Genomic DNA, 21844 nt, shown 5'->3' with positions numbered 1-21844 from the left:
GTCGACCTCCCTGGTCATTAGGAGCTCGGCCATGCTTATTTGCTTGGCACCACAGGCGCATACGCTCATTTGTGGCAAACCAAGCATGCTCCACCACCCTCTTCTTCAAGAAATAGATCGTCGAGATCTTCATTAACGGCTACCGGTCGAAGCGGGTTCACAGGCCTTCGGCTGGCCTCACGGTGCCGCCGTATCTCGTAGTCGCTTTCGATCTGCGCGATCCTCCCCGGCTTTTCAAGCTCAGTAAGCGGCTCTCCTTTTGTCCATGTAAACGGAGAACCATGCTCAAGTGCGGACTTTTCGTATGCCTTAGCTTCTTCAAACGCATCGGGATGCTCGCGCTTCAAACGAACCCATTCGATCTTTTGTTGGAAGAAACAAAAGGTGCACCCGCTTCGTGAACGCCAATCGTAGTACTTAGGAACACCAACTCCAGAGGCTTGCAGTATGTCCATCACTCCGGCTTTGTCGATGCCATCTTCCCGGAATGGAAGCTTGACTAGGAGCCGTGCGTGCTTCGAGGAGTACCCTTCTCGGTACTCCTCGTCCGAGCGGATAGCAACATACGATACGACGGTCTCCCCTTGAACGAGCATCGGTCTTACCCACTGCTCAAACGGCAACAGCTTGAGTTGCCGCGTGCACCAACGAGTCTGCGCAGACGGCAGGAAGTGTCCATATTCTTTGAGCCAAAAGTCAAAGTCCCTTCGAGGATTAAGTCGAAGGATAGGCTTGCCGAGAAAACCCTCCAGCCGTCCAAGGAACTCATATACTTCCGGGAGCTCTTTCCCCGTGTCGGTAAAAAAATACTCGATGTCTAGATCTGGCCGCTGTTGACGCATGTAGACTGCGAGTGCCGCACTATCCTTCCCGCCCGAGAGCCCGAGTACGTGTTTTTCAGCCATGGCAGCCGTCCTTATTGTTTTCCGTTATTGACATCCCGGCTTGCGCCAAGGCGGCCAGCAGTATTTCTGTTTTCAATCCCCTGCCAGTCATTTGGTCAAGCAGCGACGTGGCAATTCGCTTCACAGTAGGCAAATCCCGCTCGGATATCTCGAAGGTTCTTGAGACGGACTTGCTTTCCTTCCCAGCACCAATCACGATTGCGAACGCCTCCCGCGTTGGCGCCCGTCCCTGCACCGACAATAGTGCCTCGACCTGCTTGAACCTTAGCGCCCACTCGGCGATCGCAAGAAGTGCGACATCGATGTCACGATCATTCCAGTCTCGCGGAGGCTTGTTTGCAGCGAGACTCAAGATACCCTCGAGGTCTTCGCGTTTTCCTTCGAACGTTGTAAGCCGTGTCGCGAATGCGTCTAACCGAAAGTCGCCGGATACGCCGACAAGACCGGTGGCACGCTTACGCAGACTTCCTAGGTCAGCAAGGCTCGAATCGAGTGCTTCAAGCATTCGGTCGCCCACCGATTGCAGCATTCTGTCGTACGCGGACGAAAGCTTTTCCATCGCCGGCCGAAGTTCCTTCACATAGTCTGCGGCGGTGTGCGCGCTGAGAAGTGTCTTCAAATCGACAAACAATACTTTGTGCGGGTCACTAGCCTTGAGTAGCATGTCGCGCACCGATCGCGCGCTGTCTGATAGCTTCTGTGTCCGCTTCACCCATGCTGGTAGTGCCATTATTAGCGACACTAATCCGCGGGCGGCCTCGAGCGGGTCTGCCACTACTCGTGTTCCAGTCACAGAGCCGATAATCGATGCAACGCCGGTTAGGATCGCAGCACGATCCTGGTCGATCGTAACCCAGCGCAGAGAGAACCGCCGCGGGTCCTGCAAACATTCATCAATGTCAGCGTCGCTTAGTCCCGGGACGAACATCCCATCCTTGTAGACCGCGATGCTTTCTTTATGTGAGTTGATGAACGCAAGGAGAAGGATTGGATGAATGCCTGAGCGAACCCCGAAAGGGGGCGCGCTCCACCGAGCGTAGACTTCCGACAAGTCCACGCGCCGCTCATGTCCAACAAAAAGCTTCGCAGTCATCCGCCATAGCGCTGCAAAATGACGTGATGCGCCGCCTGACGGCACGGAGAATCCCCATCGTTCATTTTCTGCGTCGAAACTATGAAGGCCTGTACTTGCGAGGATTGATTCGTACAGCCCTCGTTCCGCGGGATAGCCCTCCAACCCTAAGGTTTCTTTCGCTTCGTGACCTAACATACGGTGAAGCAGGTCACGGCGGGCTTTGACACTGTTGGATGAGAGATTGTCTCGATTCACGAGCTCGTTGTGGACCTTGGGAGCTTTCTTATAGAGCTCGTCTGCGATTGTCGAAGCGAGCGCCGATAAGCGAACGCCCTTCAAATCCTCATCGGCGGCCCCAAGCCAGATAGCGCCCGTTAGACCCTCGCGCAGCGCTTCTTCCAGCCGTGTCCGAACCACTGCGGTCCGTGCCAACAACTCGCGGCGCGCGACAGAATCGCCCTCAAGTTCCGGTCGAGATTTCTGCACGGCCTGCAAAGCTAGAAGCTCGACTCCAAGCTCGTGAATCCGTGCGTGGTTCAGCGGTAGGCCCAGAATCGTCGGGTATGAATATTTTTGTTTTGCAGCTGCTTCGAGAAACGAGAGGCAGTGTTTCTTTGCCCCGCGCACAGATGCCTCCCTGGACGGCAGCACCATAACGAACTGGCCGAACTCGCCGCTCGTCGGCGAGAATCGATCGATCATGCGCGGAACGTCGTCTAGGTGGCAGAGCGACGTGCTCATCCACCTCAATGTGCCCGTTTCACTGTAGTGGCGCTTTGCGACAACAGGATGCAGATTAGCGAGTCGTGTCAGGAGCTCCAAATCCAGCGCCGGAAGCGAGCCTCTAGCTTGCGAGACTGCAACGTCAATGTCGAAGTCACTTCCCTCAAAAACAGACCAGGCACCGATGTGCTTGCGGAAGATGGCAACGCGCCATTTATCGAGGTCGGACATCGCCTGCTGCAATTCCGCCTCAGTCGCGGTGGGATGGAGCGACTTCAGCACATCCTCTTCCGCAGTGAGGCCGGAACCGCTTCGGAAAAGGTCGATGATGGCAATGTTCTTGATTAGGGAGATGTGAAGCGATCCGCCACGAGCCTCTGAGCGTTCAACAGCTTCGACGGCCTGCGCCCATCGATGGCCGTCAGAAGACGCCAGAATTGCCGGTTCAAGGTTCGCACGCAAGAAATCCCAGTAATGATCAGGTCGATACCACGAGCTTTCGTCAACAAGCTGCTCATTCAAGAACGACCGAAAGCCGTGAGGTTCGACCGAAGCAAGAAACCCGAAAGTACTTCGCTCATTCTGCCCGAACTGTCGTTTTGACACCGGTCCAAGCAGCGCAGCCATCGTTGGATGTAGCGGCCAGCAACCGTCAAGCTTCTCAGCGAGACCTGCGCCAATCGTGGGTCGCCGACGCTGAATAGCGTTGGCGACCACAGTAGCAGCCTCGTGGGTCGACGGATGGGGGAAATCGGTCTCGATTGCCCGCGACAACAATTCGACCACCTCGTCGTTGGCGGCGACAAGCGAGATATCCGAGAAACGACCCTGTACTTTCGCCCAATCATCTCGGCTATCGAGGCCCAAACGTGTGGCGTACTGTCGGAACGATTGATGGAGGATGCCAACTACGACAACTCGTCCCGCTGCACGTGCTGCAGCTTCTGCAAGTTCCTGGAAGAAGTAGACGTCGTCCCCGCCTGTTGCCGAAGCTTCCAAAAACTTGCCCATCTCGTCAATGAGGAGCATCACACCGTCGAATCGTCTTTCGTTCGCAGCGGCGCACAGCGACTCAATGACCGAGGCTGGACTGACTTTGCGCAAGTCGAGCAGGTCCTCTTGCCCCAATCCCCTTGCGAGGCTTCGCGCGATCTCGCGAACAACGCTTCCGCGCTTGCCTACGACAGGCAACACCAACCATCCACCGCGCTTCGTGGGCATCGCCTCATCGAAGCTGCGCAGATCGTCGAGTTCCAATGATTCCCGAGCTTTCGCTCGGAGCGAACGGTCGCGACCGATGGCGGAAGCCAAGGCAAGCGCCAACGACGACTTGCCGCCGCCAAACGGTCCGGTCCATGTGAACGCCCGTTGATTCGTCTCGATCAGCTGCCGCGACATGCTTTCCAGTACCAAATGCGCGGTGCTGTGGCAGAGATAGCCCTCAAGCGCATCCATCCGCCCGAGGTCCACATCGAGGCGAATCGAGCGCTGATAGTGTTGCGCGATTTTTACGTGCTCAGAGAGCAACGATTGCGTCTTTTTAGACATATGCCGCCCTTAACATGTCCAACTCAACCGCCGACAGGTCCTCGTCGCGACGAATCACCTGTCGTAACCCTGCTGTGTCATCCCAAACCAACCGGCCATTCGTAAGCGCCGCTAGCCCGAAAAGCCGATCGGCGACCGAATCCTCGTCCAATTTGAAAACCCTACCAGGCGACCCGTCGCCGTACGCGATCGCCTCAAAAGCCAACGATGACTCCGCCGACGCTGTCCGACGCCAATAGTTCGATAGTGCGAACGCAAACATCCCATCAGGCAATGTGATTTTTGGGCCCCTCCGAAATGCGAACGTACCTTTCTGCTCTTCCTGCAGCAGCCCAAGTTCGCCAAGCAACGGCTCCGCGTAGTCCTCCGGAGAACCGCCGCCAGCCCGCGGTACATAACTGCGAATGCACGTTTCAATGTCACGGGACAGCGTCGACGCAGACAGTTTCTGTCCTCGTTTGAGAGCAAACTGCATCAGCGGTGCGTGTACGTCGTCACGGGTGAACGCGGGCGAAGAAACGCGATTGAACATCCAAAACCATGTCGTCGCACGATTTCCTTCGCCAGCAAGACACCAATGGACAAACCATGCGGTCGCTAGGTGCTCCGAAAATGGGTCAAGGCCACTGTCGCTAAAAATGGCATCGCCATACGGCGTGACCACATATGGGATTCGAGTGTCCCGATAATCCTCGAGAACTCGACATGCCAGCGCCCAATGACGGATTGCAGAAACCATGTTCTTACCAACGCCGAACCGGGCGATCGCCTCATCGCTCAAAAACACGTTGCGGTCGACGGTGTTTTCTCGTGTACGTTGGTCGAACGCCTTTTTCAACCACATTTGCCTAAGGGGGAACGTCTCATGGCCCGAAAACGCGGGCGAATAGGCGGCGGATTCGATAAGGTTTTCCATGTTGACATGATACTGGAGCGTTTCGGCAAATCCAAGGACCAAACTGGTGGCTGTCACCAGTTTGCAACCGAGCGCCGCCGGGCGGGCGTTATAAAAGGGCTCAGCGTACAGGCTGCTTGTCGAATGGCGCGCGCGGTGCGTCTGCAGGCCTTTTGATGCGCCGAGGACGTACCCCCGAACTACGGTCCACATACGTTATCTGTCTGCTCTCGTCAGGGCCGTAGGAAACGTGAATCGGTAGCGCCGGTCCGTATATATACATTCGATCGAACGGCAAATGGTCGGCTATCCACTGAGCGACCTCGTACATGTCTTCGTCTCGCACAATGAAATCAACAGCCGCTCCCCGTCGGGCACAAACTAACGAGCCCGTTGGAGTTTTCTCTTCCGCGGCGTGCTGATCAAGAGCCGGCGCAATGCGTCCAACTCCGCGTCTCTTAATAGCGCGTGCAAGTTCCGGTGAGCAGAAGCCGAAGGTGAGCTCAACGGCACCGAAATATTCAATGACCGGATCCAAAAGGTTTCTTGCGAGTTGATTAAGTGCGTTATAAGTCTCAGGCGATTTCGGGAGATTGCTGATGAGCTCCGCCTTGGCGGTCTCTCCGCAGAAAAAGAAATCCCGGTAGCGAAACGAAGCTCCGCACAGCTCATCAGAGTCAGGCGCGTCCGTGGCTGCTACAAGGGCAAACCCACTCACTTCCAACCGATTGGCCTTCAACACTTTCTGGAACTCAGAGACGGTGACCCCGTGCTTCGGAAACGAGTAACGCAATGCTCGTACGCTGTCGTCGAAGGCGGATTGCTCCACAAAGTCTTGATGCTCCTCGTTCAGGAGGCGAGACTTTTCGAGGAAAACCGTCTTCTCGAACTCCTCACCATATTCAAAGAAGTCGACAGTTTGCGTCCTTAGATTGATCTTTACGCGCCTGTTGAGTAGAGGAATCGGCGAACCATCAAAATCTTCATATTCCAGTACAGTCAGTTTGCCCGAAGCAACGTGTATCTTCACGACATCAGCGCTGCGGACGTCACCGTATAACACGGCACCCGCCGCAACATAAACACGTAAGATCGGTGGTAGCGCGTCAACAAGCGATGAACGGACCAGGAGTGCGTGACCGTGCTCGTCATACGCTCCTAATCCTTGTGTCGCGGCAGATTCGCAGGCCCTCCGTATGTTGTCAGGCACGGCAATTTGATTCAGCAGCTCCCGGCCTGCGGAGATAGCGCGAGAAAGCGCACCGAAGAACACCCTAACGTCTTCCCGCAGGGTTTCCGTGATCGGCTGCGCCTCCTTTTGCATCTCGAGCAATCGGAGGGCGAAGTAGACCGTCGTATCGTCGACGCGTTCCTGCCTAGCAGCTTGCAATTCGTCCGCATCAATGATCTGTAGACAGGCGCGCACGACTTTTGAGAGGGATCCACCTATCTCTATTAGGTGGGCGTACTCGCTAGCTTCATGAACGAGAGGCGTTCTTCCGAGCCGCAACATTAAGTTTGCGAACTGTCGCAGAGTGCCGAGGTTCGCTTCCTCCAATAATCGATCTTGCAACGTGCCACGCTTGGGAGCCAAAACACGTCGCGGACGCGTCAGATCGGCTCTGCGCCACACTCGAGACGAGCGCTGTCGGGCGACAAGGAATGCCTCATGATCTTCGACGCTCGGAAAAACGAAGGCAATTCCTGGCGCAACAACAATCGGGGGCCGACTTAAGACTGATTCAATGAAGTGCTGAAACGCTTCTCGCGAGAAGTATTTTTGAAAAGTATTTCTTGAGGTGAGGTATCCGTCGCGGAACGGATTGCCTGCGATCGACGAGACTTTATCCGTCATGACCGCCACCGACAAGACTCGGCGCGTGAGCGCAAAAGCCCGGCTCAGCGCCTGCCTTCGCTCGGCCTCGTCTTCAATCACGTTGAGCACAAAGCCAATGTTGACGACGTCGCTCTCTATCGTTGGCTCGTCGGCTGCATAGTGCGGGTCCCAACCTGCCGCCCGGAAACCCTGTTCACGAAGAGCACGTATATCGTCGCCTCTTCCGCAGCCATAGTCGAAGACGGTCCATTCGTCATGTAGAAGACCAAATCTCGACAGCGCTTGCATAGGCGCCGATAGCGAAGAACGGCTCAGGGCTGTTCGGTGGCGGGCCACGTCAAGCGATTCATCTGCCGCCTCCAACTCGTGAGGCTGACCATTTGCGATGGGGATGAACGCGTCTCCGACCAACTCGTAGCCGCTTCGCTCGATGCACGCCCGCCACTCTCGTTGGAAGCCAATCCGGGCGCTGTTATTAAATAGCCCGATCGCCTCCGCGGCAGCAGTTGTCTCCGAGAACCGCCGCCAGCGCGCGTCGTTCGGAAGTAACAGCAACTCCTTTCGATGCAGTATCGGCGGATTCGTTGATTTCGTGTAATCACGATGAGTCACGCTCCATTCGGGGTCCGCCCGAACCGACCAACTGGCGGCCAACGCGGGAAACGGATCGGAATCAAACGTCGGGTACGATAGGAAAGACAAGTCCGTATCGTTCATCGAAAGGCGGACTACGTTCCACGACGCAGCCGATGGCGGTAGTTGCTCGACCGCTTCCTTCAACCGGGCCCGGTGCGATTCCCCCAGGCTGGCCTGCGCGTCTCGATGAATGTACAGAGATCCAGCGACATGTTTTCCAGTGGTCGGCCGATCCATAAGTTGTGATCGCCCCTTATGCGTTACTTTTCACGTTAATCGGAAGCATTGTTACAGATCGCCGATGCGCATCGTAGAAAACATCAGGCTGACAGGTCCGAAGGACGGGTCTGTCAGCAGCTGCAGTCGTAAGCACGCACTCGGAAGATCAGATTCCAGAAGAAACCGGAAAGCTGTATTTCGGCCACTTCTCGTTCATGTTTTTGATGCGGGCAATGGGTACATCCGCGACGCTGTCGGTCGAGTGATCTAAAGGTTGCGCCAGGGTGTCTCGATGACCCGCCTGATCGTAGCCAGAACGTTACGAGCATTACTGCTTCCAGATGCGAATAGGCAGCAGCGTTACTTTCCGAACCGTGATGCGGTGCAGTCGCGACGACACCTGGCCAACATGCAGGCTGTGCGTCAAAGAATGGTTGACTATAGTCGGGCACAGCCCCCAATGGAGAATCTCCAGTGAACACTACACCGAGCTCGTCCGGTGATTCACCCGGAGAGTAAAGTACTAAACACTCCTCGTTCACGGGAGTCAATCGTGCGCTATAAAACATGCTGAGAAGCGGCGGCGGTGGCACTGTAAGCTCAACGGAGTTCAGAGGGACCAGCAACCCCGGTTCGCCTCCCGATGCGCGCCGCGTCTTCGCATACTCACCGAAGTCGAACCACCGAACCTTCACCCGATGACGAATCGCCAGTACAGCAATCTTTCGGATCCGCTCTGCGGTGTCGATTAAGCCAACCCAGAAGCGCACCCATTTTTGGCTGGAGAACTTCTTTGAAGCGTAATACCTAAGCCGCCTACGTCCTCTGTTGAATGTGTCAGTTATCAACCGGTCGTTGCCTGCGTCCAGATCGACGTTTTCCGCTAGATTTGCCAACCACCCCAGGCCCTCCGACTCGTTCGGTTGCCCGGGATTATTTTGGGTCGAGTCACCTTCAGGCTGACGTTGAAGCTCGCGCCTTTGTTTGGCAATCCGGGAGTGGACACGCGACTCGAATTCATCGTCGTCTTCATGCCGATCGCCGTCGAAGGCCTCGCCAGGCTCGAGATCATCTAATTCCGCAAGCAGTGCGTCTACCACGTGCTGAGGGTTTTTCAAAAGATCTGGCAATGAATCGGACCAGGCACCTGGCAACCAGAACTCGCCAACCGTGATAGATGGTAGAAGTTCTGTCAGGCCACCAGCGTGGTCCTTGTCGGCATGCGTGCATACAACAATATCAATGTGACTTAGAGCAATACCAGGTGACTTGAGGGCTGAAATTAGCGCCCTGCTCCCGTAGCCTCCGTCGACCAAGATATTTCGACCGCGCCGCTGAAGCAAATATGCGTCACCGGAAACCGGTAGCGCCACAAGTTTATTCATAACAGTTCAGGAATCAACGCATTACAAGATGAATGATTGCGACGATGCCCCATCGCCAAGACTTCTTGTCTCTTGTCAACGTGCAAATCGTCCTGTCGCGACCTTCCATGCCTGGACGTCGTGGTCATCGATCCAGCTCGCCGCAAGTTCGCACGCTGCGCGTGCAGCGGCGGCAACCACATCGTTCCGTCGAATAGTCACCTCGACGCTGCTGCTGCCGTCCTCGGCAACAATATCTCCTTCACGAGGCCGCGAAAACGAGATGCCGGTTTCGACCAGCAACTTGATCAGATCGTCGCGCGAGTTCAGCGGGTCAAACTGATCGAGGTTCACGGCGACCACGCGGTCCACATCGGAGAACGCTGCCAGTCCGGCGCGCAGGTTGATTTCTTTGTCCGTCATCGTGTTTTCCTATGTTCCGGCGCACAAGTGCACGAGAGAGCGCCGGGAAGGTGATTCGTTTTGTCAGTGACGCGCGCAGCGCCGACTGCGCTGCTGCTTACTGCCCCGTTTTATGCGCGGCGACGCCGGCATAGTAGCGAGCCACCTCTTCGACCACGCGCTGCTTTTCGGCCTGGACATAGATGGTCGTCGTTTGCAGCGAGGCGTGACCCAGTACCTTCTGTACGACGTCCACCGGGACCTCGTCGGCGACCGATTGGGTGCCGAAGGTATGGCGGAACGCATGGGCATTCGACTGCCCGAGCCGCACGCGTTCATCAAGGCTCAACCCATCCATCGTCTCAACCAGTTCGGTGGCCATCCGACTAATCAGCCGGTTCAGTCCATCGGCAGTGTAGCCCGCTCCATTCGCAGGCTGCCCGTCCCTACCCTCCGCGCCATGCCCAGCTCGATGTCGCCGGCGTGACGCGTCGGTCCGCGGAATGACGACGGGGCTCAGCAGCGGCCCGCTCTGTTTGTCTTCTTCGGCCGCCCCGTCCAAATCTTGAGCCCGATCGCGCCAATGCGCGCGCAGCGCGTTCAGCGTCGCGGCGCTCACCGGCACCGTGCGTTCGCGCTGGCCCTTGCCAACGATGGTCAGCTCCCAGACTGGCCGCTCCGGTGTTCCAAAGAATGACGGCCGCAGATCCTCGCGCCGGGCGCTCGCGGCTTCTTCGCGTCGCAGACCGGAATCGCCCATCAACAGAATCGCTGCGCGCACGGCGCGCCACTGCACGCCGGCTTGGGACTCGCGCCACTGCGCACCAGCCGTCGCCCCGCTCTCTTGTACTGAGCGCACGTCGAGCTCGTCGCGCAACTTGCGCCACAGATCGGCAGGCAAGGCGCGTTCGATCTTCATCGCGCGTTGCCGCTTGATCACCATCGGATCGTTGACCGCCTTCCATGGGTTGCCGGCCAAATAACGCACATCAACCCACCAGGCGAACGCCGTACGCAGTACCCGAACGGTATAGCGCTGCGACTCGGCCGACAGCGATGCCTTACCATCGGCGGCCGCAGAGGAGTTGGAGAAGGCGAAGGGTCGCCACCGCGGCGAGTGCCGCGGGAAGCGCTCACCCACGAAGCGCGGGTCGGGGCTTTTCAAAAAGTCTTTGTACGCCTCGCAGTCGTCGACGCGCAGATCGCTCAACGCCTTGCCACGCAGCACCACCGCCCACAACAGAAAACGCTCGAGCTCCTTGGTGTACGCGCGCAAGGTTTTCGGCTGATCGCGAAAGCGGTTCAGATACGCGCGCACCGCATCGAGGTCGTGGTTCGCCTGGATGTAGCAGAACGCAGCGGAGCGGTTTTCGCCATGCGCGCCGGAGAGGGCGTGTGGCACCGCCAAGCGCTCGAGCGGTGCCAGCGTCAGCCGGCTTGTTGAGCTTGAACCGTCGCTCGGACCGTCGCTGCTTGGACCGGATCCCGTCACCTTGGCGGCCGGCGCCACCTCGACCAGGTCGGCCGTGATCAACGGAATGCCGTCTTGCTCCAAGGAGTCGACGTCGGCTTCGATCGTTAGTTGCAGTGATGCCTGCTGCCTGCGTAACCAGCTCACAATGGCGCGCGCCCGGCCCGGACCGATGCGCGGAATGGAGCGCCACCAGCTGCCGCCGCGCCGGTTGCAGAACGCGACCAGTTCACCGAGCGTCTGGATGCCCTCGCCTTTCAGGCGCCGCGCCACGCGCGGACGCAGCCAGGCACCGATCGGATGATCGGGATGCGGCGGCAGCGCGGCCAGTTGCGCCGCCTCGGTCACCATGCGGAACGTCACCGCCGTGAGCTTCGGTTGCCCATGCCGCCGGATCGACGCGCGCAAGTGCTCGGCGAGCGCGGCTGAGCCGTGCGCGAGCGCCAACGCCACCAGCGCGTCGAGCATGGTGGTGAGATGCCGCTCCATCGCGCCGGGCGTCGCGGCGTGGGGATCCTCGTCGGGGTCGTAGTAGCTGCGCGCGATCACCGCGGGCGCGATGCGCTGCACGTAGGCGCGCAGCGCCGTGAAATCCTTCGTCGTGTAGCCGCGCTCGAGGGTGAGCCGCTCGGTGAGTTGCCCGGTGACTTTTTCGGTGAGCTTTTCCGGGGCGCGCGCCGTCTCGGCGGTGAGCTTTTCCGGGGACAAGGAGGCGCGCTCAGGCATCGCCCCCCTCCTCATCGAACGCGTCGCCTGGCTCGTCGCCTGATCGGTCGCTCGGCGCATCGCCGCCTCTCCCGTCATTCATCGACGGCGGCACCGACGCGCGCAGCCGCGGCAGGCCGAGCTGGGCGAGCGCCGTGCCCGCCTCGGCCATGAACATCTCGGGCCAGCTCGCGCAGAGAAATTCAAACGACGTGCGGGCGTCGCGCACCAGTTCGGCCAAACGCGAATTTTCCGCGGCGTACGCGCTGACGTCAAAGTGGGTCGTCGGGCGCGCGCCATACATCACCCGCTGCACCAATTTCACGGCGCCATCGTCCGCGATGAAGTCGATCACCGGCACGAAGCGTGGCGCCGAACTGAGCGCGGCGCCATAGGTTTCAGCGAGCGCGATCACCACCGCCAGCTCGAGTCGAGAGGGTTTAATCGGCAACAGCGGCACCGCATCGCCGTGGGCGGTGAGCCACGCGGCGGCCGCCCGGCGCTTGAGCGTAATGGCCGCTTCCACCGCCAGCACGACCTGCGCGACCGCCGCGGTAGGCGCCTCGGCCGGCCAGCGATGAGAATCGTCGTGATCGTGATGGCGGTCGAGGGGCCGACGGAAATCGCGGGCCTCCCGCCGGGCGCGCTCGCCGCGCTCGTTGAAATCGTCGTCATCCGCCGCAGAGTCTAGTGCCACGGGCCTTTTCCCTCTCTGGTAAATCGGAATTCGCCAATTCTACCCCCCAAACGCTATCCCGATAATAGCCATTATCAGGCTTGAGCGAGCGGGTGTTTTTGCTGCCATTTCGCCCCTGATCTTGGCCTGCAACGAGAGCTACTTTCCCGCCTCCGCTCTGCCCGTTTCGCGCCCCGACGACGGAACGGTCAACGGGGCGCCTGGTTACACGACCCCGCTTACGCCGGCTTGATATTGGCCGCCTGCTTGCCCTTGGGACCCATCTTCTCGTCGAACGCCACCTTCTGCCCTTCCTTGAGCGTTTTAAACCCCTCCGCGCGGATTTCCGAGAAATGCGCGAACAGATCTTCACCGCCGCCATCGGGCGTAATGAAGCCGAACCCCTTGTCGTCCTTGAACCACTTGACCGTACCGGTTGCCATTTTTGTGTGACCCTGAAAGTTGAAAACAGCGTCGTCTTTGCGAACGCCGGACGCTATCTTCGACCATAAAGCTCGTCGCGCCTACCCGCGGGTTAGCCGCACTGATCGCGTCGTGGCCGATGCGCGTCGCCGCTGCTGGCTTTCGGTTGAGCGCTGGCGTTCTGGCCATCGGCTATCGCTCGCTTGACAGCTTTGCGTCGCTGGACCTTGGTCCAGCGTAGCGGGAGGGTCCGCGCACGATCTTCGTGATCTGCTACCACCTCGTGTGCTGGCCGAGGTACGTCGCCCTGCCGCATCGTCCGGATGCCACATCTCGGTGGCGCTGGCTCACTTGGCTTACTCGACGCCTCCGTCGTCATCGCGACAGACACCGTGATTGACGCGATGAAGCGCACCTATCGCTACCGCAGATCCCGCGTCGACGTCAGCGTCGCGGCCGCATACACGCTTTCAGTCCCCTCCCGCCGGTCGCTGCCGGGCGGGTTAGCGGTGGCGCACATCCTGTGCGAGCCGGTGCGCCTGCGTCGCGCTGCGCCTATCGGACGTCCCTGGACAGCCCTTCAGAACCGGCGTCGACGCCTTGATGGGCGGGGTATTCCGCCGCACGCCGCTGATTGATGTGCTGCTAGCTGACGGTGATTGTTGAACTTTCGAGTCGAGGGCAAACAGGCTGGGCTGATTCAGTGGCACGCATCGAGGCCGAATGAACGCACCGTTCAAATGGGGCTTCGTTTAGACACCTCCTGTAAAGCCATGGAAGTCCACGATGCCGGAAACTCGAAGGTTCACGTTTTTGATTAAGACGGTCAGAATGACGAATAGGCGGGCAAGCTTGTCGATGGCTCACGAATACGGCAGGCGCGGTCTGTGCGTCGCCGCAGGAAGCTGAAGATCATTCGAAACGCGGGGGTTTGGCCGGGATCAATGTAGGTGAAAGGCGCTCACTGATGAATACGCTCCATGCGTTGGACCCGGCCGATCGCGACATCGCGGATGCGATCGAGCGCGTTCGACAACCAGGGAAAACTTCTCGTCGAGCAGAAGCCGGGACGGGCACGACCCCGCGGCGGCGCTGAATCTGCTGATTGTTTGCAGGCGATGATCGAGCACAGCCAATTGATCATCGAGCAAATTGAGCGTTGAGCCGGCGGGACAGAACAGGGCAGCGCAAGGGTGGGGGCCGTGGTATTGACGAATCAATGAGGTTCGAGCAGACGTTCGCTGAGCTGACAAAAAGTCGGGAAGGTCTTAGGTCGACCAGGAGCCGTTTTCGCCGAAAGCATCCGCCATGCTCGGCGCGGCCTCCGGCGTAGTAGGTGCCGCATGGTTGGTGAGATTGATGCTTACTAAAAGGCAGCTTAGTGGCTCGCCGGCGAAGCCAATTTAGAACGCCAGATGCTGTGATTGAAAGAGGGAACTTGACGCCTACATTGCGCCATTCCCTCGCAAAACCTAGTTCACCCGGGTGAACTATCCGACTGTAGCGCAGCAAGATATGCTCGAAGAGATTCGAGTTTCTCAGGACTCAGGTTCGCCTTGTTAATGTCAATTGTCGCCTTCGTGCTCGTCTCGTTCCACGTGCCGAAGGAAAAGTTCACCCGGGTGAACTCTTGCGCGGGGCGATTGATCAGCGCTTCAAACACGCCCTTCGGCGGAAGGGGTTTGCCCTTTACCGCCTTCGCCGCGCTGATAACTGCGGCCGAATCGGCTTCGATCACTTGTCGGAGTTTTTCAGCCCATTTGGGCTGAATATCACTTGGCGACCGAAACGCATCTACGACGGCGTCCGGCAGTTCGGCAAGGGCGCTATACCGACTCATCAAGCTTTTAGTCTTCCCCAAGACGGCTGCTATCTCAGACCAGTTTCGGTAAAGTTTGAGATCGATCCCTCGTCTGTAATGCATTGCGAGTTCGTAAGCCGAAAGGTCTTTGCGCTGTTCATTTTCTCGGCTCATCTCCTCGAAAAGATCTTTGTCGGACATGTCCTCTTGTATCATTGCTAGAACCTGTAGCCCAAGCTCTAAGCACGCCCTGTGTCGTCTGTGCCCGAACACGACTTCGTAACTTCCCGGGGCGACCTGTCTCACCTTGATCGGTTGAACGTTCCCTCCTGCGTTCGCAATTTCTTGCTTGAACGCTTCGAATGAGGGGCCTTCAAACGACCGCTCGATCCGGTTCGCAAATTTCGAAGCTTTGATTGACTCTGGGGGAAGCCTCCGCGTAGGGCGCGCGCCCTCATGAAGCGCGAGCTTCCTGTTTGCCTCGCTCAGGTCTCGCTCAACCTTTTCCAGCTCACCTGTGAAATCCGTCACTCTGTTCATTGCAATTCGCGGCGTCCTACGTTCTAGGCGCGGCAGAAGTACTGGGTCCAGTGCTGCAGCGGCAAGTCGGGCCGCCTCCTCTTTCTTACTTGTCATCAGATAACTCCTTCAATTAACCCAGACACGTCGGATTTGTGCTTCCACTTGATCCACAGCCGCGTCATAGGCCACTCGCGCTGTCTGATATGTTTTAGCGCTGCCGGTGTACTTCGTGATGTCGTACACCGTCGAAAACTTGGTCCCGGACGAACTGGATACGACCGTCTTCGGAATTTCGCCTGTCATCAGCTTGTCGCCGTAGGCCACCTTCACCCATTCCCTCACTACGCTCTCATTCACGTTGCCCTGGCCCTCCGTCATGCAAAGCAGCACATCAATGAACTTCCACGTCTTCTCAGCGCCTGCTTGTTCAGCTATCGAAGAAGCCAACCCAGAAAAAAGAGTCCAGAACTGGCTGGAACTGGCGAAGTCCATGCCACGAGGTGGTATTGGCATGATCAGGCCATCTGCAGCGAAGAAAGCGTTCAACGACAAGTAGGAAAGCGTTGGTGAGGTATCGATCAGAATTACGTCATATTCCATTCGAAGGTCGTGCAATCCTTTATTGAGCACGTCATAAAACCGAAAGTCGGGCTCGCGCTTGGACTGTCGACTTGGAATGTGAAATTCAGCTGCGAAGGCCACCGGACTACAACCAACGACATCCAATCCGTCCCAATAGGTTGGCTTCACTGCATAGCGAAGCGAGATTTCGTCTCCTGCGCACAAGGGCAAGATTGTGTCTTCCTCTTGAACCTGCGTATCGGGCAGGTAACCACATAGGCTCGTGAGCGAACCCTGCGGATCCAGGTCGACGCACAGTACGCGGTATCCGAGGAGTGATAGTCCCTGCGCCATGCACATTGTCGTGGTTGTTTTGCTAACGCCCCCTTTGCTGTTCCCCGTTGTTACGACTACGGCCCGATCATCCGGTCCGCGTGTATACGATCGCCCATAAGCACGAGCCCACCGGCGCGCTTCGGCCAGGGTGAAATCGCGTCTAGACTTGTTGATCTCTTTGCCAGCGGGAAGGTCACCCTTTGCAACCCGCCTCATGAGCGCGCTTCGATCAATGCGGCAGAGGGCTGCAAGTTGCGCGACCGAGAAAGTAGGGGGCTTTTTGATGTAATCCGGCGAGAAAATGCTGTTCCGCACACGCTCAACCACATCCGCTACTCGATTGGCCTGATGCTCAATGTCATCGATTGTGTACTCAGCGCGTAAGGGATCAATCATCGTCAGCCCGATCAAAAATTGTTGTTATACTCAAAAAAAGTAATCGGCACTAGAATACCTGATCGACGCCGAGGTACAAAGCAAATGACAAAGAAAACACCAAGTCTGATTTCCTCCGAGTTCTTCGAGCCGGCAAAAGCGAGCGAGCAGGTGGCGCCCAAGGAGACAGCGCTGGAAATCGTCGCGAGACTGGAGAAATCGCTTGTCGGTAGGAACCCTGCGAATCAACAGTCGCCGCGACCACCGACGCGCGTTCAGATTCCCCTATGGTCGGAAGATCATCGACCGGTGCTACACGACTTGGTTCGATCCGCACTCTTCACCTGCGGGCAAAGAGATGCCCGCATGGACCTGAAGGCGAAACCGATTTATGCCCTGGAACACATCAAAATCACATACACGGGCGAGGAACTGCGCCAGCGCGACTATGACGTCTATCTACAGATTCTCCATCTGTCGCGGGGCGCCACAGTCGACAATCGACAAGAGTGGGTAGAGTTCGAGGCGCGTTCTCTTATAAAGATGCTTGGTTGGACCCAAAACTCGCGCAGCCTTGTCGAGTTGCGCGAAACAATACGTCGCTTGACAGCATGCGCTCTGGAAGTAACTCGCTCTCGTACGAAAAGCAGCGTCCCCGTTGTCTATGGCGGACCACTTTTGCTCAAGTACGCCGGTGCGCAAGAGGGTGGTTTTGACGAAGTAACGTTCTGGAAGGTCCAAATCAATAGTGAGGTCGCAGCGCAACTGAAGCCTGGTGACTATACGCGTATCGATTGGCAAATCCGGACCAAGCTCTCTCCCTTGGAGAAATGGCTGCATGCCTTCTACTCGACGAATCAGCACCCGTACCCTATGAAAGTCGAGACGATACATAAACTATGCGGATCTCGTATGGCTGAAATCAAATTCTTTCGCCGCGCGATCAAGGCAGCTCTCGACCGCTTGACGGAGGTCGGCTTCCTTTCATCTTGGCAGCTCGATGACACCGACAAGGTCAAGGTGGTTCGAAGTCAAATGCTCACCATCCAAGACCGGGAATCCAACAACGACGTGCGCACGTGAGACCTATCGCCAATTTAGCCAAGTCAAATACTCACCACCGACGCGATGCGCGGTGACTATTTGACTCGAAAACCGATAGATGGCGCCGCGATACATAGTCAAATGGTCACCCAGCTTCAAAATAGTAGGTTTTTTGAGCCAGATAGATGTTATAGGCCCGACGAATCACTAGAAAACACCAACTTTCGCGCTCGGAGCCCGGACACTCGTGCTTTTTCACAGTTCGATAGTCGAATACTCACCGCGTCGAGTCAGATGGGCACCGATATCAGTCAAATACTTACCTTCGGTAGTCAAATGGCCACCTGTCCGAGTCGAATATTCACCAACAAATTTTGTAAACGCTTGATTTGTCGTACAGAAAAGTCTCCGACGAAGTTTGCTAGAAGGTTTTAAGAAGGTTCTAAGCTTTATCTTTTAGCAAATCTTGGAAAGAGAGCGCCATGTCGAAGCAAGCCCTAGGGTCATCCATGGATGAACGCAACTAATCATCTTCGCTTTGCCATCCCTGCTGTGTGGCGGTCGGGATGGAGGTTGATGCAGAGTCGAGAGAAGATAGATTGTTAGTTGCATAATGTATTTGTCAAGAATTGGCTTCCTTGCCTACACGGTTCGTGAGACATAGAGAAGAGCGAATCAGCATTAGCTGACCGGGCTCTACTCGCTTCGCTCACCGGGCCTGTAGTCCCGACCATTCGGTAACGATCCCTTTCGCAACGTCAATGTCACATCAAAGGATTCATGCAGAGAAACTCGCTAAGGGGCGCGGCCCCTAGCGCGCTGCAAGGGAGATGGCTACGCCCTGGCCACGGGGTGTCCCCAAAATTTTTCGATAAAGCGCTGAAAAATCCCGGGTGATCCCCCTCCCCGTGTCCAGCCCTTGCAGCTTGCCTCCCTGGTCGTCGCCCGACGGTCGTCGGGTGCATGTGCGCACACCAGCACATCCACCCCGAGACCTAAAGGAAAGACCATGAAAGCCCAAACGAAGACTTCACTTCCCGACATCTACACCCGGGTGACGGACAAGATCATCGCCGACCTGGAGCAGGGTGTCAGGCCATGGGTAAAACCGTGGAAAGGTGGAAACGCCGGCGACCGGATCACCCTCCCTGTGCGTCACAACGGCATCCCCTACCAAGGCATCAACATTCTGCTTCTCTGGGGCGAGCAGCTCGACAAAGGCTTCCACTCCAATCGTTGGATGACATTCAAGCAAGCGCAGGCACTCGGCGCAAACGTCCGTAAGGGCGAGCAAGGGAGCCTCGTTGTCTATGCCAACAAAGTCACCAAGAGCGAGACCAACGACCAAGGCGACGAGATCGAACGCGAGATCCCTTTCATGAAGGGCTACACCGTGTTCAACGTCAACCAGATCGAGAACCTGCCCGCGGAATACTGCACCGAACGCGACCCCGTCGAAAAGGAGCCCCTCGCGTTGATCGAGCATGCAGAAGTCTTCTTTGCCAAGACCGGTGCTCTCGTCCGTCACGGTGGAAACAAGGCGTACTACGCACCCGCGCACGACATCGTTCAGTTGCCCATCCCCGCTTCGTTCGATACGGCGGAAAGCTACGCAGCCACCAAGGCGCACGAGATCACTCACTGGACCAGTCACAAGACCCGCCTCGACCGTCAGTTAGGCAAGCGTTTCGGCGACGACGCCTACGCCGCGGAGGAACTGATCGCCGAGATGGGCGCCGCTTTCGTGTGTGCACAGCTGGGATTGACCCCGGAAGTTCGCGACGATCACTCCGCTTATCTTGATCACTGGCTCAAGGTCCTGAAGGCCGACAAGAAAGCGATTTTCACGGCCGCAAGTCAGGCGCAAAAGGCCTGCGAGTTCCTGTTCTCGCTGCAAGGGGCAGACGAACAGCAAGCAGCGTGAAGACATCGCAAAAGGCCTGAGCGCACCGCTCAGGCCGAGAACCGTTTTTGGAAAATAAGGAGATGGACTCGTGAGCAACTTCACCGTTGTTTATGCCGTCAATGTCCCGCACTACGGCAGGATCCAAATCGAAGCGCCGACAGCTGCCGAAGCGATCGCCGTGGCCAAGCATCGAGACCCCGCGGAAATTTGCACCGAGCGCGACCGCAGCAGCGCCGCCTGCGCGCGGATCGTTTCAATCACTGACGATGACGGCCGGAGCATCGCCGAGGGTGTCACCCTCGACGGGGCTTTTATGCGTTACGGCGGATGCACCGCCTGGCTCCTCTGCGAAGCCTCACCGGCAATGCTTGAAAGTCTGCAGAGAATGGTTTCGCGCTCGGACGATCTCGTCCACGCGTTGGCTTGTCCGAATGGCCGAAACGAACATCTCGTGGAGCGTCTTTGCGCGGCGTGTTATGTCGCGAGAGCGGTCATTGCTGCGGCGAACGGTGAGACCTGAACCAAACAGTCAGTCGACATATCGGGCGATGTTGCTGAGTGCTGTTCACCCGAGCGATTGAGCAGGCGACCTTGAAGGAAGACGCAATGGTACCCGTAGCTTGTCGAACAACGCTCACGGGCCTTTCAGGCGCAGTCTCAGAGCAAGGCATTGCCTGAAAAACCTGCCGGCAGTTGGAAGTTGGCACTCGACGAACGCCCCTTGCTCATATGACGGCGGCTAGCTTACTGCCGATATACCCGCCCACGATGCCGGCGCAGAGCGCGAATACGGCAAGTAGCACCACAAACCGCCGCGCCTTGCGGTCAAGCGCGGCATTCGCAGCGACGAGTTGCGCCGCGCCGCTGTTGAGCTGATTTCCGATCTGCGCGGCTGCGACGCGGCCCGCCTCGATCAGCCTGTTGCCGTTTTGTTCGATGACCAACTCGAAATTCAGCTTCGCGGCCAGAAACGCCTTACCAGCCGCATCCGTGGTTGCCCGTTCGATCTTCCCGGATAGCGCCTCGTCGGCCTGCTCGAAGCGCCGCACGAGCGCGTCGGCATCTTGCAAGAGCTCCGCCATCAGCGCTTCGCGCGCGGTGGATACGTTGCCGGCCATAACGCCCTCCATTACTTGAACAGAACCTTGTACACGTCGTCCAGATTCTTGTGTGCGGACTTCGCGAGCCTCTGCGCCGAGATCATGCTGACTGCGTGCGCCTTGGTGTCTTCGTCCGTCGCTTCACGTAGCATGGCTCGGTAGTCCGTCTCATCCGCGACGATCTCGGAAACGTTTTTTTTGAGTACACGCAGCCGCTCAAAGATCTCGTTTTTGAACACCGCGGCTTCCGGTTTCACCGTGAAACACTTCCGTTCCGCGTGGAGGCCAAAAACCGTGCTGAACAGACGCGGTACATCGTTCGCATCTTCGAGCTCCACCTTATTGAACACCACGCGGATTTTCTTGGCCGGGACGCCGAGGCCAGCCAGCGTCTCGATGGTGTTGACCGTATCGATCTGCTGCTTCTTTTCGCTCACCGCCGGCACGATGAAGTAGTCGAACTCCTCATGCGAGCCGTCGAACTGGCTCATCTGCTTGATGAATTCCTCGACGTTCGATGCCCCCACATCCACGATGGCCGAGTCGAGCGTCATCAGATCCTCTTGCAGTCCGCCATAATCCTTACCCCTGAGGCGTTCTGCGTCGGTGCCGGACGATCCCGCATTGATGGTCTCAACCTCGAACTTCGGCGCCTTCATGCGCGGAGCGAGGAGGTTATCTACCAGCGTCGTTTTACCCGGATTTCCACTGAAATTGATGACGGCGACTTTCATTTGCGGCTCCTTCGTTGCTGTTTGGCCAGGCGTTCATAACGTGCCAGCTTCTCGGCTTGTTCAGCCGGATCAGGCTTCATCAAACGGTCAAGCTCCTGCATCGAAATCGGCCCGCGCGAAGCAGGGCTTGCAGATGAATCGGTTTCGTTTAATGCGGATGAGGCAGGGTGGTGCGGCGGCGAGACGTCGACCGGTTGTGTGGCGTCGGACTGAGCGGCGCCTGGCTGCGCCGGCCGCCCTGCAACTCCGGGCTTAACCTGCTGCTTTTGCCTGTATCGGTACAGGTAGCTCTTCAGGGTGGCCTCAGTGAGATCGATCCCTCCCTCTTTGAGGGCCTTGAGAATGTCGGCGATTCGCACGCCTGCGGCGATTCGCTGTTCAATCACCGGCATCACTTCTCGCACCTTCGCCGCCTTGGTTTTGGGCTCCAGTGCGGTTAAGGCTTGTATCAAGTTACGTTGAGGCATGCATCCTCTCAGCTGTTTTTATGCTGTCAGTACCCCGTCTTTCTGCCTCTCTATGCATTCTTCATACTAGCAACTCGCATCTGATTTGCAACCTTTCTGCGCAATCTCTGCTTCTATTT

Annotated in this window: 18 protein-coding genes; 4 read left to right on the top strand and 14 right to left on the bottom strand. The window is 57.6% G+C overall.

All coding sequences use genetic code 11. From position 1 onward, the window contains the following. Window positions 1-65: 65 nt before the first annotated feature. From BG60_RS26255 to BG60_RS26220, 9 genes are all read right to left on the bottom strand, one after another. The gene (locus BG60_RS26255; protein WP_034473295.1) at window positions 66-905 is read right to left on the bottom strand and encodes a phosphoadenosine phosphosulfate reductase family protein; all 840 of its coding nucleotides are present in this window, start codon (window positions 903-905) and stop codon (window positions 66-68) included. Continuing rightward, window positions 898-4251 carry a hypothetical protein gene (locus BG60_RS26250; RefSeq protein ID WP_034473294.1) on the bottom strand — a complete coding sequence of 1118 codons (3354 nt, stop codon included), beginning with the start codon at window positions 4249-4251 and terminating at the stop codon, window positions 898-900. The genes BG60_RS26255 and BG60_RS26250 overlap by 8 nt, the downstream gene beginning before the upstream one ends. Continuing rightward, window positions 4244-5224: a DUF4007 family protein gene (locus tag BG60_RS26245; protein WP_241484887.1), complete on the bottom strand. Its 981-nt coding sequence runs from the start codon at window positions 5222-5224 to the stop codon at window positions 4244-4246. Before BG60_RS26245 ends, BG60_RS26250 begins: the two co-directional genes overlap by 8 nt. 43 nt (window positions 5225-5267) lie before the next feature. Beyond that, window positions 5268-7856 (bottom strand): DNA phosphorothioation-associated putative methyltransferase, encoded by a 2589-nt coding sequence (locus BG60_RS26240; RefSeq protein ID WP_063936114.1) that lies wholly within the window; start codon window positions 7854-7856, stop codon window positions 5268-5270. Window positions 7857-7969: 113 nt separating this feature from the next. Further along, window positions 7970-9223: an MBL fold metallo-hydrolase gene (locus tag BG60_RS37175; RefSeq protein ID WP_075583558.1), complete on the bottom strand. Its 1254-nt coding sequence runs from the start codon at window positions 9221-9223 to the stop codon at window positions 7970-7972. A 75-nt stretch (window positions 9224-9298) separates the two neighbouring features. After that, complete coding sequence (locus BG60_RS26235) at window positions 9299-9625, bottom strand: hypothetical protein (protein WP_051996641.1); 327 nt, start codon at window positions 9623-9625, stop codon at window positions 9299-9301. 97 nt (window positions 9626-9722) lie between these two features. Beyond that, the gene (locus tag BG60_RS37170; protein WP_081851887.1) at window positions 9723-11801 is read right to left on the bottom strand and encodes a site-specific integrase; all 2079 of its coding nucleotides are present in this window, start codon (window positions 11799-11801) and stop codon (window positions 9723-9725) included. Next, window positions 11794-12477: a hypothetical protein gene (locus BG60_RS26225; RefSeq protein WP_075583557.1), complete on the bottom strand. Its 684-nt coding sequence runs from the start codon at window positions 12475-12477 to the stop codon at window positions 11794-11796. The genes BG60_RS37170 and BG60_RS26225 overlap by 8 nt, the downstream gene beginning before the upstream one ends. A 218-nt stretch (window positions 12478-12695) precedes the next feature. Next, the gene (locus BG60_RS26220) at window positions 12696-12899 is read right to left on the bottom strand and encodes a cold-shock protein (RefSeq protein WP_014194550.1); all 204 of its coding nucleotides are present in this window, start codon (window positions 12897-12899) and stop codon (window positions 12696-12698) included. A 960-nt stretch (window positions 12900-13859) separates the two neighbouring features. On the opposite strand from BG60_RS26220, the gene BG60_RS26215 reads away from it, so the two are divergent. Next, the gene (locus BG60_RS26215) at window positions 13860-14042 is read left to right on the top strand and encodes a hypothetical protein (RefSeq protein WP_034473292.1); all 183 of its coding nucleotides are present in this window, start codon (window positions 13860-13862) and stop codon (window positions 14040-14042) included. 314 nt (window positions 14043-14356) lie between these two features. On the opposite strand, the gene BG60_RS26210 is transcribed toward BG60_RS26215, so the two are convergent. After that, complete coding sequence (locus tag BG60_RS26210; RefSeq protein ID WP_148276390.1) at window positions 14357-15316, bottom strand: ParB/RepB/Spo0J family partition protein; 960 nt, start codon at window positions 15314-15316, stop codon at window positions 14357-14359. Window positions 15317-15328: 12 nt separating this feature from the next. Beyond that, window positions 15329-16495, bottom strand: a complete 1167-nt coding sequence (locus BG60_RS26205; protein ID WP_014194548.1) for an AAA family ATPase — start codon at window positions 16493-16495, stop codon at window positions 15329-15331. An 84-nt stretch (window positions 16496-16579) separates the two neighbouring features. On the opposite strand from BG60_RS26205, the gene trfA reads away from it, so the two are divergent. The 3 genes from trfA to BG60_RS26190 all read left to right on the top strand — a co-directional run bounded on the left by trfA (window position 16580) and on the right by BG60_RS26190 (window position 19944). After that, entirely contained in the window at window positions 16580-17557 is a 978-nt protein-coding gene (gene trfA / locus BG60_RS26200; protein ID WP_034473290.1) for a plasmid replication initiator TrfA, read from the top strand. Between the two features lie 970 nt (window positions 17558-18527). Continuing rightward, complete coding sequence (locus BG60_RS26195) at window positions 18528-19442, top strand: ArdC family protein (protein WP_014194546.1); 915 nt, start codon at window positions 18528-18530, stop codon at window positions 19440-19442. A 70-nt stretch (window positions 19443-19512) separates the two neighbouring features. Next, window positions 19513-19944, top strand: coding sequence for a hypothetical protein (locus BG60_RS26190; RefSeq protein ID WP_034473289.1), 432 nt, complete (start codon window positions 19513-19515; stop codon window positions 19942-19944). Window positions 19945-20149: 205 nt separating this feature from the next. Here the strand turns inward: BG60_RS26190 and BG60_RS26185 are convergent, their stop codons facing one another. From BG60_RS26185 to BG60_RS26175, 3 genes are read right to left on the bottom strand one after another with little or no spacing between them, the layout of a single operon-like run. Next, window positions 20150-20542: a hypothetical protein gene (locus tag BG60_RS26185; RefSeq protein WP_014194545.1), complete on the bottom strand. Its 393-nt coding sequence runs from the start codon at window positions 20540-20542 to the stop codon at window positions 20150-20152. 11 nt (window positions 20543-20553) lie between these two features. Beyond that, window positions 20554-21258, bottom strand: a complete 705-nt coding sequence (gene stbB, locus BG60_RS26180; protein WP_014194544.1) for a StbB family protein — start codon at window positions 21256-21258, stop codon at window positions 20554-20556. Next, window positions 21255-21725, bottom strand: coding sequence for a hypothetical protein (locus tag BG60_RS26175; protein WP_014194543.1), 471 nt, complete (start codon window positions 21723-21725; stop codon window positions 21255-21257). Before BG60_RS26175 ends, stbB begins: the two co-directional genes overlap by 4 nt. Window positions 21726-21844: the final 119 nt, after the last annotated feature.

This window comes from Caballeronia zhejiangensis (genome assembly GCF_000698575.1).
Classification (GTDB): Bacteria; Pseudomonadota; Gammaproteobacteria; order Burkholderiales; family Burkholderiaceae; genus Caballeronia; species Caballeronia zhejiangensis.
The sequence above is the reverse complement of the archived record's forward strand: the minus strand, read 5'-3'. Positions and strand labels throughout refer to the sequence as shown.

Bases quoted from the DNA above. Each gene is read 5' to 3' on its own strand.
- BG60_RS26255 (WP_034473295.1), bottom strand. From the start codon at position 905: ATGGCTGAAAAACACGTACTCGGGCTCTCGGGCGGGAAGGATAGTGCG.
- BG60_RS26250 (WP_034473294.1), bottom strand. From the start codon at position 4,251: ATGTCTAAAAAGACGCAATCGTTGCTCTCTGAGCACGTAAAAATCGCG.
- BG60_RS26240 (WP_063936114.1), bottom strand. From the start codon at position 7,856: ATGGATCGGCCGACCACTGGAAAACATGTCGCTGGATCTCTGTACATT.
- BG60_RS37175 (WP_075583558.1), bottom strand. From the start codon at position 9,223: ATGAATAAACTTGTGGCGCTACCGGTTTCCGGTGACGCATATTTGCTT.
- BG60_RS26235 (WP_051996641.1), bottom strand. From the start codon at position 9,625: ATGACGGACAAAGAAATCAACCTGCGCGCCGGACTGGCAGCGTTCTCC.
- BG60_RS37170 (WP_081851887.1), bottom strand. From the start codon at position 11,801: ATGCCTGAGCGCGCCTCCTTGTCCCCGGAAAAGCTCACCGCCGAGACG.
- BG60_RS26220 (WP_014194550.1), bottom strand. From the start codon at position 12,899: ATGGCAACCGGTACGGTCAAGTGGTTCAAGGACGACAAGGGGTTCGGC.
- BG60_RS26215 (WP_034473292.1), top strand. From the start codon at position 13,860: ATGCGTTGGACCCGGCCGATCGCGACATCGCGGATGCGATCGAGCGCG.
- BG60_RS26210 (WP_148276390.1), bottom strand. From the start codon at position 15,316: ATGACAAGTAAGAAAGAGGAGGCGGCCCGACTTGCCGCTGCAGCACTG.
- BG60_RS26205 (WP_014194548.1), bottom strand. From the start codon at position 16,495: ATGATTGATCCCTTACGCGCTGAGTACACAATCGATGACATTGAGCAT.
- trfA (WP_034473290.1), top strand. From the start codon at position 16,580: ATGACAAAGAAAACACCAAGTCTGATTTCCTCCGAGTTCTTCGAGCCG.
- BG60_RS26195 (WP_014194546.1), top strand. From the start codon at position 18,528: ATGAAAGCCCAAACGAAGACTTCACTTCCCGACATCTACACCCGGGTG.
- BG60_RS26185 (WP_014194545.1), bottom strand. From the start codon at position 20,542: ATGGCCGGCAACGTATCCACCGCGCGCGAAGCGCTGATGGCGGAGCTC.
- stbB (WP_014194544.1), bottom strand. From the start codon at position 21,258: ATGAAAGTCGCCGTCATCAATTTCAGTGGAAATCCGGGTAAAACGACG.
- BG60_RS26175 (WP_014194543.1), bottom strand. From the start codon at position 21,725: ATGCCTCAACGTAACTTGATACAAGCCTTAACCGCACTGGAGCCCAAA.